Genomic DNA, 15577 nt, shown 5'->3' with positions numbered 1-15577 from the left:
GATGGGCGGGTGTGTTGCCCGCCTCTTTCTTCATTCGTGGATACACTATTCACCAATTAGTTGCTTTATCAACTATTCTCTTGAGACCTTTTTCAGGGGTCCGCGGGCGGCAGGTGAACCGCCCGGCGATAGGCGCGCTGGCCGTAGAGGAGCGCGGCGGGGCTGTCGGACAGCGCAACATGGGTGACGCGGCCGACGATGATGTAATGCGTCTCCCACAGGAGCGCGGTGGCCAGGCGACATTCGAAGGCGGCGGTGGCGCCGTCGATCATGGGCTGGCGGTGCGGGCCGGGCGTCCAGGCAGCGCGGTCGAAGCGGGCGGCATGGTCGCCGGGCTGGCCGCGCCCGGCGAAGAGGTCGGAGACGGCTTTCTGGTCTTCGTGCAGGAGGTTGGCGCAGAAGGCGCGGTTCTTCAGGATCGCCGCCGCCGCCGGGGAGAGATGGTGGATGCAGGCGAGCAGCGAGGGGTGGTCGCCGTCGGCCGAAACCGAGGTGAGCGAGGAGATGGTGACGCCATAGCGCCCGGCCTCGCCATCGGTGGTGGCCACGGCCACGAAGGTCGCCGCCCGGCTCATGCCTTCGAGGAAGTCTGCGCGCAGTGCGGATGTCATCGGATCACCCCAGGTCGAAGAAGCGTTCCAGTTCGACATCCGGCACCTTGCGGCGGAATTCGTCGTACTGGCTTTGGCGCGTGGCGGTGAAGCCCTCGACAAAGCGGGGACCGAGCCAGTCGCGCGCGAAATCCGAGGCTTTCAGGCGGTCGATCGCCTCGGGCATGGAGCGGGCGAAGTCGCGCGCAGGTTCCTGGGCATAGCCGGAGCCGATGACCTCTGCCTCGGGTTCGGCCTTTTCCAGGATGCCTGCGACACCGGCCGCGATGGTGGCGGCGGCGGTGAGGTAGGGATTGGAATCGGCGCCCGGCAGGCGGTTTTCCACGCGCAGCGAGCCCGGATCGTGGCCGACGAGGCGGAAGCAGGTGGTGCGATTTTCATAGCCCCAGGTCAGGCCGGGCGGCGCGAAGGTGCCGGGGGCGAAGCGGCGGTAGCTGTTCACCGTGGGCTGGAACACCAGCGTCATGTCGCCGATGTATTTCTGCAGGCCGCCGAGGAAGTGGCGGAAGGTCTGGCTAACGCCGTTCTTGCCGGCCGCATCCCAGAAGACCGGGGTGCCCGACTTGTCCTTCAGGCTGATGTGCAGGTGGATCGACTGGCTGTCGGCCTGTTCGTTCCAGCGCGGCATGAAGGTGACGGACTTGCCCTGCCGCAGCGCCAGGGCGCGCAGGAAGTTCTTGAGCAGCACGAGCTGGTCGGCCGGTTCAAGCCCCTCGCCCGCGCCGATGCAGCATTCCATGAAGCCGGCGCCGATTTCCTCGTGCATCTTGGCGAGGTTGATCTTCAGCGGCTCGCAGATGGCGGCCAGCGCTTCGTACCATTCGGTCTGGACGGCCTGGTAGAGGATCAGGTCGTGGCTGGCGTGCAGCGTGGCGGGCTTGAGGTTGCGGTAGCCCTTGGCGCGGGCGCTTTCAGGGGTTTCGTCGAAGAGTGTGTATTCCAGTTCCATCCCGTATTTCGGGAAGAACCCGGCTTCGGCGGCGCGGGCGAGGACGCGGGTGAGGATCGAGCGGGGGCAGAGCTCGGCGGAGGCGCCGGTGAAGTTGGACAGGACCAGCAGGTCGTGGCCGGGTTTGGACCAGGGCAGGCGGCGGGCGGTGGCGGGGTCGACCTTCAGCGGGTCGTCGTGGAAGTCTCCGCTGTCGTCGTTCACGCCGGGCAGGTTGAGATGCACGTCGGTCGGGTCCAGCGCAAGCTGCGCCGGGGCCATGCCCATGCCGGCCCTGGCGATGCCCTTGAGGCTGGAGAGCGATACCATCTGCCCGCGCAGGAGCCCGTTGGTATCGGCCATCGCCACCGTGGCAAAACGGCTTGCGGGATCGGCGAGGTAGTCGTCGAAGGTCATTCCCTGTTCCCTGTCGTGGCCCTGGCGCGTTCCAGCGCCTTCAGGCGGTTGAGATCGGTGGCCGGATCGGTGGAATAGGCGCGCAGGAAGACGCTGAGCCCGTTCGAGATGTAGCGGCCAAGCTGGGCCTGCGTCGGCTGGTCGTCGGGCAGGTAGAGCGCCTGGGTGCGGGGGGCCGAAAGGATGAGGCCCCAGAGATCCTGCGCGGCCAGTTCGCCGTCGTCGAAGGTGAGCCGGCCGGCGGCGCGCTGCGCGACGAGGTAGTCGATGATGCCGCGCAGAAGCTTGTCGGGGCCGGAAGCCTGGTAGGCGCGGCCGATTTCGGGGAAGCGGCTGACTTCGCCGATGATGAGCCGGGCGAGCGAGAGCATGTCGGGGCGCATCACCACGCCGGCATAGGCCCAGGCGAAGGCGAGCAGCTCGTGCACCATGCCGTCAGGCGAGGGATGCTGGAACATGTCGAGCATCTGGTCGCGCTGCGCGAGCATCATCTCCTGGAAGAGCTGCTCCTTGCTGGGGAAGTACTGGTAGAGCGTGGGCTTGGACAGGCCGGCTTCGGCGGCGACGGCATCCATCGTGGTGCCGCTGTAGCCCATCGAGGAGAAGACGCGGAGCGCGGCGTCGAGGATGCGGCGTTCGCGCGACTGGCGGTTCTGTTCGCGGCGGGAGAGCGGCGCGGTCATGCGGGCAGGCCGGAGAGGAATTCGGTGAGGTGACGGTTGTAGGGCGCGGGTTGCTCGATGTTGCACAGGTGGCCCGCGCCGGGGATGACCTCGAACCGGACGTCGGGGTGCGGGGCGCTGTCCCAGATGCGCCCGGCGACGCCGCGGATTTCGGCGGGGGGGGCGAGGCGGTCGTGCTCGCCCGTCATCATCAGGACGGGCATGGTGAGGCGCGCGAAGTCGAAGCGTTCCAGGGGATTGGTGAAACAGGTGAGCGCGTCGCGGTAGGTGGAGGCGGGGATTTCGGCCATGGAGGCCAGAAGCTCGGCGCGGATGTCTTCCGTGGCGTGGGGGCCGGCCAGCACCTTGACCACGGCGGGGGCGAAGTCGGCGGGGACCTGGCCCGCGTTCAGCGGCACCTCGCGGCTGAGGCGGAAGGCTTCGCGTTCCTCGGGCCCGGCCTCTGACATGCCGGTGCAGCCGCCCGAGAGCACGAGGCCGTCCAGCCGGTCGGGGTGCCAGGTGGCGAAGGAGGTGGCGATCCAGGAGCCGTAGGACAGGCCCACCAGAACCAGCCGCCGCGCGCCGAGCGCTTCGGCCACGCGAAGGATGTCGGCGATGTAGTCGTCAACGCCGGTCTGGCGGGGGCCGAGCGTGCTGGTGCCATAGCCGCGCAGGTCGAGAGCGGCGGCGCGCATGTGGGGCGCGACGGCGGAGAGTTGCCTGTGCCAGTTGCGGCGGTTGCCGCCGATGCCATGCAGGAAGAGGCAGAGCCGCCCGTCGCCAAGGTCGGGCGTGACCGAGAGGCCAAGGCGGGGGAGACCGTCGAGGGTGATCTCCTGGATCTCCGGGTCCGGAAGCCTGGGTTCGGGGGCCGGGTCGGGCGGCGCGGCGGCTGTGCCGAGCGCCTGAATCCCCGCCTGAAACACCGCGCGGGTGCCCTCGCAGATGGACCCGAGCCGGGTGGCTGGGGCGCTGACCTGGGCGATCCAGGTGACGACGGAACCGCCCTCGTCGGCCGGGGTCACCGTCAGGCGCGCATCGTAGCTGTCGGCGCCGGAGATGCCTTCCAGGTGGGTATAGGCCAGCACCCGGTCGCTGTCGGACAGGTAGGTCCGTTGTTCGCGGTAGAGCGTGTCCTCGCCCTTCACGGTGAAGGCACGGATCAGGTGGCCCTTCGCGTCGCGTTCGGTGCGGACCCTGTCGATCCAGGGGTGCCAGGCCCCACCGAAATCGCGCGCCACGGCCCAGACCGCCGCCGGATCGGCGGCGATGCGGGCATGGACATGAACGGTATCGCGCGGCATCGGATCAGCGCAGCATCCGGAGGGTGCCGCTGTCGCCACGCCACAGCGAGTTGCGCGCGCCACCCTCGTCCCCCGGTGCGGTATCCAGCTCGTCCATGTCGTAGAGCGAGAGGACCGAGAGGTAATCTTCCATGATTTCCGAGGTATAGGGCAGCATCAGCGCGCCGCAGCGGCTGTCGCGGTACATGCGTTCCAGGGGCAGCGAGCGCAGCATGGACTGGCCGCCGCAGGTGCGGATCGCCATGGCGGCGATTTCCTGCACGCCCTCCATCACATTATACTGCGCAGCATACATGCGCATGACCTCGCCCTTGGAGGGGAAGCCCTTGGCCTCGCCGAAGGCCTGCCACCAGAGCGCGCGCATGGCGGCGAGCCGGGCATACATCTTGCCCACGGCGATGCGCTTGGTCGCATACATGCGGCGGTCGATGGGCGGCTGGCCCGGCACACGGCCCTGGAGATAGGCCACGGTGAAATCGAACGCGCCCTGGGCCACGCCCATGTAGGTGGGCGAGAGGGTGGCCATCATGTGCGGCCAGTTCGGCAGCGTCTTGCCGAAGATGCCGCGCGGCATGAGCAGGTCGTCCTTGGTGACGAAGACATCCTTCAGGATCAGGTCGCGGGAATTGGTGCCGCGCATCCCCAGAGGATCCCACTCGCCTTTCACCAGAAGGCCGGGCGTATCCTTGTGGACGACGAACAGCATCGTGTCTTCGTGACGCGGTTCGATGCCTTCAAAGACCTCGGTGCAGACGATGGTGTAGTAGTCGCAATAGCCGGCCAGCGAAGCGAACTTCTTGAAACCGTTGATCTTCCAGCCGCCTTCCACCGCACGGGCCTGCGTCTGGTTGGGCTTGGAGGTCCAGTTCTGGCCGCCTTCGGAGATCGGCTGCGAATAGATCGCGCGTTCCTTCATGGCGCGCAGGAACTGGCGTTCGCGCAGCGGCGCGAATTCGGCCCTTTCCTCGGGCGTCAGGTTCGGCATGTCGTACATGAAGCGCGACCAGGCCATCGAGGAATTGTGCATGTTGAAGGTCAGCGCGGTGGCGCCGCAGTACTTGGCGATTTCGGCGCCCACCATGGCGTATTCACCCATGGAGAAGCCCCAGCCGCCGAATTCCTGCGGGATCGAGAGGCCGAGGAAGCCGGCATCGGCGAGGTCGCGGTAGTTTTCGGTCGGGAAGGAGGCCTCGTCATCCACCGATTTCGCGCGGGCGGCAAAGGCCGGGCCCATCGTGTTGATCTTTTCCAGCGCGGCCAGAACTTCGGGGCGGATGCGGGTCAGGTCGTAATAGTCGCCAGGGGCGCTCATCGGCATGGCGGCGGCGATCGGGCTCTGGTCGGTCATCAGGCAAGTTCTCCCTGCAAAACGCCGTCCTTGACGACGACGCGCCCGTCGAGGGCGATGGTGCAATTTCTCATCGGAAGGTCGAAATGGCCGAGCGTGTAGCGCCCGGCATACTGGTTGGCGCCGGTGGACCAGAGGAACGATCCGGCGATGGCACGGAACTCCACGGCCTGCATGTCGCGCTTGTCGTACATCGCGGCCGAGACCCATTTCGCGCCGTGGTTCATGCCCCAGCCGACATGGGACAGGCCATAGGCGTTGCGGTCGCCCCAGGCCTCCATGTACTCGCGCAGATGAAGCGCATCTATGCCGTCGCCCTTGATGGCGGTGACGAAGTCGTTCTCGACCGTGAAGTCGATGCGGCTGGTCAGGAAGGTCTTGAACGTCAGGTTCATGTCGCCGACGTCCATCACGATGCGACCGTTGACCGCATCCTTTCCGGGGAAGGCGAGGCAGAGCCCGCCCGGCCAGTGCGCCACGGCGCCGGGCGTGGTGCCGAAACCCGCGGTGCCACCGCAGGGCGCGCCGCGCAGGTCAACCGTCAGGTCGGTGCCGGCGGGCGAGGTCACGCGCATTTCCGAGGCTTCGCGCAGCATCTGGATGCCGATCTGAAGCTTGATGCCGTCTTCGGCCTTCGGTTCGGTGCGTTCGAGGATTTCCGGGTGTTCGTTGGTGATGACCAGAAGGCGGGTGTTGCCGGCCTCTTCGATTTCGGGCCATTCGGGGGCGTGGATCAGCCCTTCCACGGTGCAATCCACGATGACCTCGACACGTTTCAGCGCCTCGACCACCGCGCGGTTGCCTTGAAGCGCCCAACTTGTGCCGGTGGATTTCACCGGGACCGGCGCGGATTGCGGCGGCGTGGGCATCTGGATCATGCAGAATTCGGCGCCCAGGTCATAGGCCGCCAGTTCGCAGAGTTGCACCAGCACCGGGCGCGATTGCGTTTCGGACAGGATGGCAATCGGCGTGCCCTTCCCGATGCCGTTCAATGCGAGAACCCTGCGGAAAGCGGCAAGCCACTTCCCTTCGATGCGCTCTTGCAGCATCGCCACCACCCTTGTTGCTGATTCGCGTTCGCGCGAATTTCTTAACTGTGGAGTTAAGGTTTTCGAGACTGCGGCAATCTGTCAACTGAAATGTTGCGGGGCCGGGGGATGGGCTAGGCAAGGGCTTCGCCAGGCTGCAAAGATGCTGCCGGACCGGGTGGGGAGGTCAGCGATGGACATGGGGCTTGGTGACCGGGTGATCGTCGTCACCGGCGGGGCGGCGGGGATCGGCCGGGCCATCGCGGGGCTGGCCGCTGCCGAGGGCGTGGGCGCGCTGGTGCTGGTGGACCGCGACGCAGCAGGTTGCGCGCTCGCGGCCGAGGCGGTGGGAGGGCTGGCGCTGTGCGAGGATATGGCGGACCCCGAAGCTCCGGCCCGGGTGGCGGCGGCGGTGCGGGCGCGGTTCGGGCGGATCGACGGGCTGGTGAATGCGGCGGGGCTGACCACGCGGGGGTCGTTCGTGACGGGGACGGCGGATGTCTGGGACCGGCTGTTCGACGTGAATGCGCGGGGCGCCTTCCTGATGATGCAGGCGGCGATCCTGGACATGCAGGCGCGGGGTGCGGCGGGCGCGATCGTCAACATCCTGTCGATGAACGCGCATTGCGGCATACCGGAACTGGCGATCTATGCGGCGACCAAGGGCGCGCTGGCCACACTGACGAAGAACGCAGCCCATGCGCATATGGCGGACCGGATCCGGGTGAACGGCATCAACCTGGGCTGGGTGGCGACGGAGAGCGAGCGGCACATGCAGGCCGAGGTTCTGGGCAAGGGTCCGGGCTGGGAGGCCGAGGCGGCGGCGGGGCTGCCGCTGAAGCGGCTGGTGACGGCGGAGGAGGCGGCGCGGCTGGCGGTGTTTCTTCTGGGCGAGGCTTCGGTGCCGATGAGCGGGGCGCTGGTGGATTTCGAGCAGAAGGTGGCAGGGGCCATCTGAGGGGGCGGCATGGCGGATGAGGACGGCGCGCCGCGCGATTTCGAGGAACTGAGGCAGAGGCTGGCACGGCGGGGCGAGGGGCTCAGTCCGCGGCTGGCGCAGGTCGCGCGCTATGTGCTGAACCACCCCGAGGAGGTGGCGCTGGATACCCTGGTCAAGTTGGCCGAGCGGGCCGGGGTGCCGCCGGCCACCATCACGCGGTTCGCCAAGGATCTGGATTTCGCGGGCTTTGCCGAGTTCCAGGCGGTGTTCCGCGAACGGCTTCTGGGCCCGCACCGGCCCTTTGCCGAACGGGTGGCGGGGGCGGCGGGGGCGGACCTGGACCGCCCTGGCGATGTATTCGCGGGGCTGGTGGGGGCCGGGGTGCAATCGCTTCTGCGGATCGAGGATACGCTGGACCGGGCGGCACTGGCCGGGTTCGTGGCGGCGCTGGCCGAGGCCGAGGCGGTGCATGTGGCGGCGGCGCGGGGGGCCTTCGGGCTTGGCGCCTACAGCGTGTACGGCCTGGCGAGCGTGGGCAAGCGCGCGCATCTAGTGGACAATCTGGGCGCCATGCGGCGCGAGCAGGCGGCGGCCATCGGGCCGCGCGACGTGCTGTGGGTGATGACCTTCGACGATTATACGCCCGAAAGCGTGGAGGTCGCGCGGCTGGCCCATGCGGCGGGGCGGCGTGTGGTGGCGATCACCGACAATGACCTGAGCCCGGTGGCGGGCCTCGCCTCGCCGGTGCTGTTCGTGAACGAGGCCCGGCTTGGGCACTTCCGGTCGCAGGTGCCGGCGATGGTGGTCTGCCAGAGCGTGATCCTGAGCCTGGGCCGATTGCTGGGTGCGGCACAGGGCGACGTGGAACAGAATAATCAAACCGACGATACCTGAAAATTCCGTTGCAAAGCCCTCGCACCGGGCCGATGATCCGGCCTTGAGGGAGACAGCCATGGCGGGAATCAGCTTCGATTTTTCGGGGGCTTTCGTGCTTGTCGTCGGCGCAAGCAGGGCCGGCATCGGAGCCGCCATCGCGCGGGCCTTTCAGGACGCCGGGGCCGAGGTGGCGATCACCGGGGCAGAACCGGAACCGGCGGAAGAGGATCGCGGACGTTTTGTCTATACTCAGCTGGACGTGACCGATGGGGCAGCGGTTCGCGCGCTGTCGGCGGCGATGCCGCGGCTGGACGTGCTGGTGAACGGGGCCGCCATCACCTCGCGCGGGGAGGAGATGGCGCCAGAGTTCTTTGAACGGGTGGTGGACGTGAACCTGCACGGCACCTTCCGCTGTGCCGAGGCCTTCCATCCGCAACTGAAGGCGTCGAAGGGCAGTCTGATCAACATCGCCTCGATGTATGCGACCTTCGGCAGCCCGAAGAATCCGGCCTATGGCGCCAGCAAGGCGGCAGTGGCGCAGCTGACGCGGTCGCTGGCGATTGCCTGGGCGGCGGACGGCATCCGGGTGAATGCGGTGGCGCCGGGGTTCATCGTGACGCAGCAATCGGCGCGCAGCCGCACCGACCCGGCGCATGTGGCGGCAGTGAACCTGCGGACGCCGATGGGGCGATGGGGCCAGCCCGAGGATATCGCGGCGCCGGTGCTGTTCCTCGCCTCGCCCGGCGCTGCCTTCATGACCGGGACGTGCCTGGCCATTGACGGCGGCTATTCTGTAGCGTGACCTTGGGTCAGGGGGGCTTTCGTGAGCACGATCAGCGGAATCGGCGCGGCGGTCATCGGCACCGGCTTCATCGGCACGGTGCATGTCGAGGCGTTGCGGCGCCTTGGCGTGCCGGTGCGCGGGGTGCTGGGGTCATCGGCCGCGCGCGGTGCGGAACGGGCGGCGGCGCTTGGCGTGAGCCATTCCTATGGCTCGCTTGACGAATTGCTGGCGGATCCGGCGGTGCAGGTGGTGCATGTCACGTCGCCCAATGTCGCGCATTATCCGCAGGTGAAGGCGATCCTCGCTGCGGGAAAACATGTGATCTGCGAGAAGCCCCTTGCCATGACCTCGGCCCAGTCGGCCGAGATGGTGGCGCTGGCAAGGGCAAGCGGGAAGGTGGCGGCGGTCTGCTACAACATCCGCTTCTATCCCCTGAACCAGCAGGCGCGCGGCATGGTGGCGGCGGGCGAGCTGGGGGATATCCGGTTGGTGACCGGGCAGTATCACCAGGACTGGCTGGCCAGGCCCACCGACTGGAACTGGCGGCTGGAGGCCGACGAGGGCGGCGCGCTGCGGTCGGTGGGCGACATCGGCACGCATTGGGTTGACCTTGTGAGCTTCATCACCGGGCAGAAGGTGGCGGCGGTGATGGCAGAACTGGCGACCTTCCTGCCCGAACGGCAAAAGCCGGTGGGGCCGGTAGAGACGTTTTCGGCGGCGCAGGGCGCGACCGAGACGCGCCGGGTCGAAACCGATGACGCTGCGATGATCCTTCTGCGCTTCGCGGATGGTGCGCGGGGGGCGCTGACCACCAGCCAGGTGAGCTTTGGCAAGAAGAACGCGCTGGATTGGGAGATTGCCGGCGCCGCCGGCGCAGCGGCCTGGTTTTCCGAGACGCCGGACCATCTGTGGCTGGGCCACCGCGACAGGCCGAACGCGGTGTTGCAGCGCGATCCGGGGCTGATGAACGCCACCGGGCGTGCGGCGGCGGCGCTGCCGGGCGGGCATGTGGAGGGCTTCGCCGACAGCTTCCGCGCCTTCTTCGCGCAGGTCTATGGCGACGTGGCGCGCGGCGGGCGGGGGCCGGAGTCCACCTGGGCCAGCTTTGAGGACGGGCACCACGAGATGCTGTTCTGCGATGCCGTGCTGGCCTCGGCGCGCGAAGGCCGTTGGGTCGAACTGGGAGAGACAAGATGAAACTGGGCATCCTGACCGCCCCCTTCCCCGAGTTGAGCCTGGGCGAGGTGGCCCAATGGGCGAAAGGCGCGGGGTTCGAGGCGCTGGAGATCGCCTGCTGGCCTTCGACCGGCGGCGAGACGCGGCGCTATGCCGGTACGGCGCATCTGCCGATCGAGGACATGACGCCGGGGCTGGCCAGCGAGATTGCCGACGACATCGCGGCGCAGGGGCTGGCGATATCGGGCCTTGGCTATTACCCCAATCCGCTGCACGCCGATGCGGCGCACCGCGAGATGGTTATCGGGCATTTGAAGAAGGTCATCCGCGCGGCGGCGATGATGAAGGTTGGCGTCGTCAACACCTTCGTCGGCGGCGACCGGACCCTGACGCTGGATCAGAACTGGGCGCGGGCAGAGCAGATCTTCCCTGACATCGTCTCCTTTGCGCGCGACCACGGGGTGGCCCTTGCCTTCGAGAACTGCCCGATGATCTTTTCCCATGACGAATGGCCGGGCGGGCACAACATCGCCTATTCGCCGAAGATCTGGCGGCGCATCTTCGACAGCTGGGGCGACGGCGTGGGGATGAATTTCGATCCAAGCCATCTTGTGTGGCAGATGATCGACCCGCTACGCTTCATCCGCGAGTTCGGAGGCCGCATGGTCCATGTGCACGCCAAGGACCTGATGATCGACAGGGAGGGTCTGTACGAAAACGGGATCATGTCGCTTGGCATGGGCTGGCAGGTGCCGCGGATACCGGGGCTGGGAGAGGTGGACTGGCCCCCGCTGTTCGCGGCGCTGTACCGCGCCGGATACGACGGGCCGGTGATCATCGAGCACGAGGACCGCAATTTCGAGGGGACGCGCGAAAAGGTCGAACGCGGGTTCCTTCTGGCGAGAGACGTCCTTCGCCCCTACGTCAAATAGGACGCGCAAGACGACCTGAACGGACTTCAACGGGAGGAAGAGAATGAAGAAATTTCTGCTGGGTACCGCCATGGCCATGGGCCTTGCCGGCATGGCGCAGGCGGAAGGCTACAAGATCGGCATTTCCAACACCGTGCAGGGCAACGGCTGGCGGGAAGAGATGGTCTGCGCCATGAAGGCCGAGGCGCTGGCCTCGGGCAAGGTGGAAAGCCTGAACATCGCCCACCGCAACACCGATGCGGCCGGCCAGCTGGAGGACATCCGCAACCTGATCCAGGCGGGCGTGAACGCCATCGTGGTGAACCCGGCCAATGCCGACGGCATCAACGCGGCGATCAAGGAAGCGACCGACAAGGGCATCGTCGTGGTGGCGGTGGACCAGGCGGTGACCGAGCCTTCGGCCTATATCCTGTCGAACAACCAGGAAGAATATGCCTACCTGGGCGCCAAGTGGCTGTTCGAGCAGATGGGCGGCAAGGGCGCCGTGGTCTACATGCGCGGCGCGGCCGGCGCGGGGGCGGACAATGACCGCGACAAGGGCTTCAAGCGGGCGATGGCGGAATTCCCCGACATCACCGTGGCGCAGGAAGTCTTCACCGGCTGGCAGCAGGACCAGGGCAAGCAGCAGATCAACGACATCATCGCGGCGGGCGTGCCGTTCCAGGGCGTCTGGACCAGCGGCATCGACAACGTGATCGTGGATGCCTTCGTGGAAAGCGGCGCGCCGCTGGTGCCGATTGTCGGCGCGGACAACGCGGGCTTCGTGAGCCAGCTGTCCTCGGTCGAAGGGCTGAAGGGCGCGGCGGTGACGAACCCCGGCTCGGTCGGCGGCGCGGGCGTGGCGCTGGCGATCAAGATCCTGGACGGCCAGGCCCCGGCCGAGAAGACCGTTCTGGTGGACCCGGTGCTGTGGGAAAACGTGACGGACGAGGGCAAGGCGACGCTGGCCGCGGCGGCCAACCCGAACCTGTCGCCGGAATGGCCGGTTTCGGTGTCGATCCCCGGCTGGACCACCTACACGATGGACCAGATCATCGCCTGCAAGGGCCCGGGCGAATAAGCCGGACCGCATGACACGAAGGGGCCCCCGCATCGCCGGGGGCCCTTTGCCACCGCAGGAAGCGCAAGCATGACCCCAGCTGGAACGACGAGTGCCGTTCTGGACGCGCAAGGCGTGTCGAAAAGATTTGGCGCGGTGGTCGCGCTGAAGGATGCCTCGCTTCAGGTGGGCCGGGGCGAAATTGTCGCGCTGATGGGCGCGAACGGGGCGGGCAAGTCCACGCTGGTGAAGATCCTCACCGGTGCGCTGAAGCGCGACAGCGGGCATGTGCGTATTCACGGGCGCGACGTGCGGCTGTCTTCGCCGGGGGCGGCGCGGGCTTCGGGGCTGGTGCCGATCTATCAGGAGCCCTCGCTGATCCCCGATCTGGATGTGGCCGACAACCTGCGGCTGTGCGAGACGCCGGTGGAGCCGTTCCAGCACTGGGTGGCGGAACTGGGCATTGCCGACCTGCGGATGGACGATGCGATCCGCGCGCTGCCACTGGCCACCTTGCGCATCCTGGACCTGGCGCGCGCGCTGGCGGTGGAGCCGGACGTGCTGATGCTGGACGAGATGACGGCGGCGCTGCCGACCGACCTGGTGGAGCGGGTGCTGAGGACGGTGCGGGCGCAGGCGGATGCGGGGCGTTCGGTGATCTATGTCTCGCACCGGTTCCGCGAGATCGCGGCGATCTGTGACCGCGCCACGGTGCTGCGCGAGGGGCTGACGGTCGGCGACCTGAAGATCGAGCCGGGGATCGAGGAGCATATCGTGGAGCTGATGCTGGGCGGCGCGGTGACGGCGCCCGAACGGCATGCCACGGCGGCGCGGCGGGCGCCGGGCGAGGCGCGGCTGAAGGTGCGCGGCCTGCGGGCGGGCACGCGGTTGTCGGACGTGTCGTTCGACCTGTACCGCGGCGAGGTTCTGGGCGTCGTGGCTCTGGAAGGCCAGGGTCAGGACGAATTGTTCGACGTCTTGGCCGGCAACCGGCCTGCACTCGCGGGCGGGCTGGAGGTGGATGGCAAGGCGGTCGCGTTCCACCATCCGGCGGATGCGATTGCCGAGGGGCTGACGCTGGTGCCGGGCGACCGCGCCCATGCGCTGCTCATGTCGCGGTCGGTGCGCGAGAACATTGCCGTGCCGCTCTTGGCCCGCGTTCGGAATTGGGGCGCCATCGCGATGCGCGACGAGGCGGCGCGGGTGGGCGCGGCCATCGAGCGGTTGCAGATCGACACGCGGGCGCAGGGTGAGGTGCGGCGGCTGTCGGGCGGCAACCAGCAGAAGGTGACAATCGCGCGCTGGATCGCCAAGGGCGTGAAAACGCTGCTCTTGTTCGACCCGACGCGCGGCATCGACATCCGCACCAAGCGGCAGATCTATGCGCTTGTCCGGGAACTGGCCGATCAGGGCGCGGCGGTCCTGTTCTATACCTCGGAACTGGCCGAAATCCGCTTGGCCTGCGACCGCGTGGTGGTGATCTTCAACGGCCGCGTGGTGGACAGTTTCGATGCGGCCGAAGCCGACGAGGCCCGGCTGATGCGCGCGGCCTATGGCCTGACCGCGAAAGACGCGGTGCCGTCATGAGGCGCGTGCTCACGAACAATTCCTGGACACTGGGCTTGGCCGGGCTGCTGGCCTTCCTTCTGATTGCGACCAAGGTGATCCAGCCGGATTTCGGCGTATCGGGGCTGGATTCGCTGGCCCGCGCCGCGCTGCCCTTCGCGCTGGCCTCGGTGGGCATGGCGGTGGTGGTGATCGCGGGTGGCATCGACCTGTCGATGGCGGCGATGATGGCCGTCGCATCTGTCACCGGCGCGGTGCTGATGACCGGCGCCAGCGACGGCGAGGCGGCGCTGGCCGTGCTGTTCGTGCTCATGGTCGGCATCGGCATGGGGGCGATCAACGGCACTCTGATCGTGCTGACCCGCGTGCCCGACATCGTGGTGACGCTGGCGATGCTGTTCGTCTGGCAGGGCGTGGCGCTTCTGATCCTGAATGCACCGGGGGGCAGTGCGGCGCCCTGGCTGCGCGGGCTGATCGTGGGCGGGGTCACCCTGCCCTTCCTGCCCGCCGCGCTGACCGAATGGATCCCCAAGGCGCTGGTCTTCCTGATCGTGGTGGTGGGGGCGATCTGGCTGCCGCTCCGCCGGTCGAAGCTGGGGCTGCGCTTCTATGCCATCGGCAGCGACCCCCTGGCCGCCTATCGGTCTGGCGTGCCGGTCGGGCCGACACGGATTGCCGCCTATGCGGTGGCAGGGCTGTTTGCCGCACTCGGCGGGTTGTCGGTGACGATGGGCACCGGCATCGGCGAGCCGATCCCCGGCCCGTATCTGATGGCCTCGGTCGCGGCGGTGGTGCTGGGCGGCGTGGTGCTGGGCGGCGGGCGGGGCGGGCTGCTCGGCCCGATCCTGGCGGTTCTGGTGCTGCGCACGGTGCGTATGGACCTGACGCTTCTTTCCATCGACCCCAATGTCGCGGCGATCATCGAGGGCAGCATCATGGCCGTCGTCGTGATGTTCGGCGCGGTTCTGGCCACACGGGGACGCAAGACATGACCCTGACCGAAAGCCCCTCTTCGCTTGGCCGCCTTGGGCGCGTGGTGGTGAACAACCCGCTGATGCCGCTTGTGGGCCTGCTGGTGGCCCTGATCGCCGTGCTGGCGATCCTGAATCCGACGATCCTGAGCCTGTTCTGGGTCGGCAATACCATCAAGATCGCGATTCCGCTGGCCATGCTGGCGGCCTGCCAGACGCTGACCATGCTGACCGGCGGCATCGACCTTTCGGTTGGCACGGTGGCCACCATCACCGCCTTTGTCGCCGCCACCCTGTCGCCCCTGACGGGCGTGCCGGTGGCGATTGTCGTGGCCCTGGTCTGCGCGGTGACCGTGGGCCTTGTGAACGGCTTCGGTATTGCGGTCTGCCGCGTTCATCCGCTGATCATGACGCTTGGCACCGCGCTGATCGCCACGGGTTGCCTGCTGGTCTATCAGCGGTATGTCATTGCGACCGGTGTCCTGATCCCCGACTTTCTTCTGTGGCTGGGAACCGGGCGCAGCTTTGGCCTGCCGAACGGGCTGTTCCTGTTCGTGCCCTTCGCCGTTCTGGTGATCTGGGCGCAGCGGCGCACCGGCTTTGGCCGGATGCTCTATGCCATCGGATCGAACGAGGCGGCGGCGCGGCTGTCGGGCGTGCGGGTCTGGCAGGTGCAGTTCACGCTGTACTCGCTGTCCTCGGTCATCGCGGGCATGACGGGCCTGCTTTACCTGGGCCAGATCAAGACCGCCTCGCTTTCGCTGGCCCTGCCCCTGGACCTGCCGTCGGTCGCCGCGGCAGTGATCGGCGGCACCTCGATCTTTGGCGGGCGCGGCGGCTATGGCGGCACGATCATCGGCGCGCTGATCCTGACGGTGCTGACCACGATGCTGACGCTGATGCAGATCCCCGAAGGCGGGCGGCGCATCCTGTTCGGCCTGATCATCCTGGCCGTGACCGCGCTGTATGTGCGGCTGACCAACCAGAACTGA

The 15577-nt window shown here is 67.7% G+C and carries 15 protein-coding genes; 9 read left to right on the top strand and 6 right to left on the bottom strand.

Features of this window, described 5'->3' with window-relative positions; genetic code table 11:
• Positions 1 to 92 precede the first annotated feature (92 nt).
• From JO391_RS01920 to JO391_RS01895, 6 genes are read right to left on the bottom strand one after another with little or no spacing between them, the layout of a single operon-like run.
• On the bottom strand, positions 93 to 611 hold the full coding sequence (locus JO391_RS01920; RefSeq protein WP_220662533.1) for a flavin reductase family protein: 519 nt from the start codon (positions 609 to 611) through the stop codon (positions 93 to 95).
• 4 nt (positions 612 to 615) lie between these two features.
• Positions 616 to 1956, bottom strand: coding sequence for a glutamine synthetase family protein (locus JO391_RS01915; RefSeq protein ID WP_220662532.1), 1341 nt, complete (start codon positions 1954 to 1956; stop codon positions 616 to 618).
• On the bottom strand, positions 1953 to 2639 hold the full coding sequence (locus JO391_RS01910; RefSeq protein ID WP_220662531.1) for a TetR/AcrR family transcriptional regulator: 687 nt from the start codon (positions 2637 to 2639) through the stop codon (positions 1953 to 1955). Before JO391_RS01910 ends, JO391_RS01915 begins: the two co-directional genes overlap by 4 nt.
• Positions 2636 to 3925, bottom strand: coding sequence for an alpha/beta fold hydrolase (locus JO391_RS01905; protein ID WP_220662530.1), 1290 nt, complete (start codon positions 3923 to 3925; stop codon positions 2636 to 2638). Before JO391_RS01905 ends, JO391_RS01910 begins: the two co-directional genes overlap by 4 nt.
• A 4-nt stretch (positions 3926 to 3929) precedes the next feature.
• Positions 3930 to 5273 (bottom strand): acyl-CoA dehydrogenase family protein, encoded by a 1344-nt coding sequence (locus JO391_RS01900; RefSeq protein ID WP_259444791.1) that lies wholly within the window; start codon positions 5271 to 5273, stop codon positions 3930 to 3932.
• The gene (locus JO391_RS01895) at positions 5273 to 6322 is read right to left on the bottom strand and encodes a 2,5-dihydroxypyridine 5,6-dioxygenase NicX family protein (protein ID WP_220662529.1); all 1050 of its coding nucleotides are present in this window, start codon (positions 6320 to 6322) and stop codon (positions 5273 to 5275) included. The genes JO391_RS01900 and JO391_RS01895 overlap by 1 nt, the downstream gene beginning before the upstream one ends.
• 172 nt (positions 6323 to 6494) lie before the next feature.
• On the opposite strand from JO391_RS01895, the gene JO391_RS01890 reads away from it, so the two are divergent.
• The 9 genes from JO391_RS01890 (at position 6495) to JO391_RS01850 (ending at position 15577) form a co-directional block, all read left to right on the top strand.
• Entirely contained in the window at positions 6495 to 7259 is a 765-nt protein-coding gene (locus JO391_RS01890; protein ID WP_220662528.1) for an oxidoreductase, read from the top strand.
• A gap of 9 nt (positions 7260 to 7268) precedes the next feature.
• On the top strand, positions 7269 to 8135 hold the full coding sequence (locus JO391_RS01885) for a MurR/RpiR family transcriptional regulator (protein ID WP_220662527.1): 867 nt from the start codon (positions 7269 to 7271) through the stop codon (positions 8133 to 8135).
• Positions 8136 to 8193: 58 nt separating this feature from the next.
• Positions 8194 to 8919, top strand: a complete 726-nt coding sequence (locus JO391_RS01880; RefSeq protein WP_220662526.1) for an SDR family NAD(P)-dependent oxidoreductase — start codon at positions 8194 to 8196, stop codon at positions 8917 to 8919.
• Between the two features lie 21 nt (positions 8920 to 8940).
• Entirely contained in the window at positions 8941 to 10098 is a 1158-nt protein-coding gene (locus JO391_RS01875; protein ID WP_220662525.1) for a Gfo/Idh/MocA family protein, read from the top strand.
• Positions 10095 to 11009, top strand: a complete 915-nt coding sequence (locus JO391_RS01870) for a sugar phosphate isomerase/epimerase family protein (RefSeq protein ID WP_220662524.1) — start codon at positions 10095 to 10097, stop codon at positions 11007 to 11009. The genes JO391_RS01875 and JO391_RS01870 overlap by 4 nt, the downstream gene beginning before the upstream one ends.
• A gap of 43 nt (positions 11010 to 11052) precedes the next feature.
• Positions 11053 to 12069 carry an ABC transporter substrate-binding protein gene (locus JO391_RS01865; RefSeq protein ID WP_259444790.1) on the top strand — a complete coding sequence of 339 codons (1017 nt, stop codon included), beginning with the start codon at positions 11053 to 11055 and terminating at the stop codon, positions 12067 to 12069.
• Positions 12070 to 12138: 69 nt separating this feature from the next.
• On the top strand, positions 12139 to 13635 hold the full coding sequence (locus JO391_RS01860; protein ID WP_220662523.1) for a sugar ABC transporter ATP-binding protein: 1497 nt from the start codon (positions 12139 to 12141) through the stop codon (positions 13633 to 13635).
• Positions 13632 to 14606, top strand: coding sequence for an ABC transporter permease (locus JO391_RS01855; RefSeq protein ID WP_220662522.1), 975 nt, complete (start codon positions 13632 to 13634; stop codon positions 14604 to 14606). The genes JO391_RS01860 and JO391_RS01855 overlap by 4 nt, the downstream gene beginning before the upstream one ends.
• Complete coding sequence (locus JO391_RS01850; protein WP_220662521.1) at positions 14603 to 15577, top strand: ABC transporter permease; 975 nt, start codon at positions 14603 to 14605, stop codon at positions 15575 to 15577. The genes JO391_RS01855 and JO391_RS01850 overlap by 4 nt, the downstream gene beginning before the upstream one ends.

The sequence above is a fragment of the Neotabrizicola shimadae genome, from assembly GCF_019623905.1.
GTDB lineage: Bacteria > Pseudomonadota > Alphaproteobacteria > Rhodobacterales > Rhodobacteraceae > Neotabrizicola > Neotabrizicola shimadae.
The sequence above is the reverse complement of the archived record's forward strand: the minus strand, read 5'-3'. Positions and strand labels throughout refer to the sequence as shown.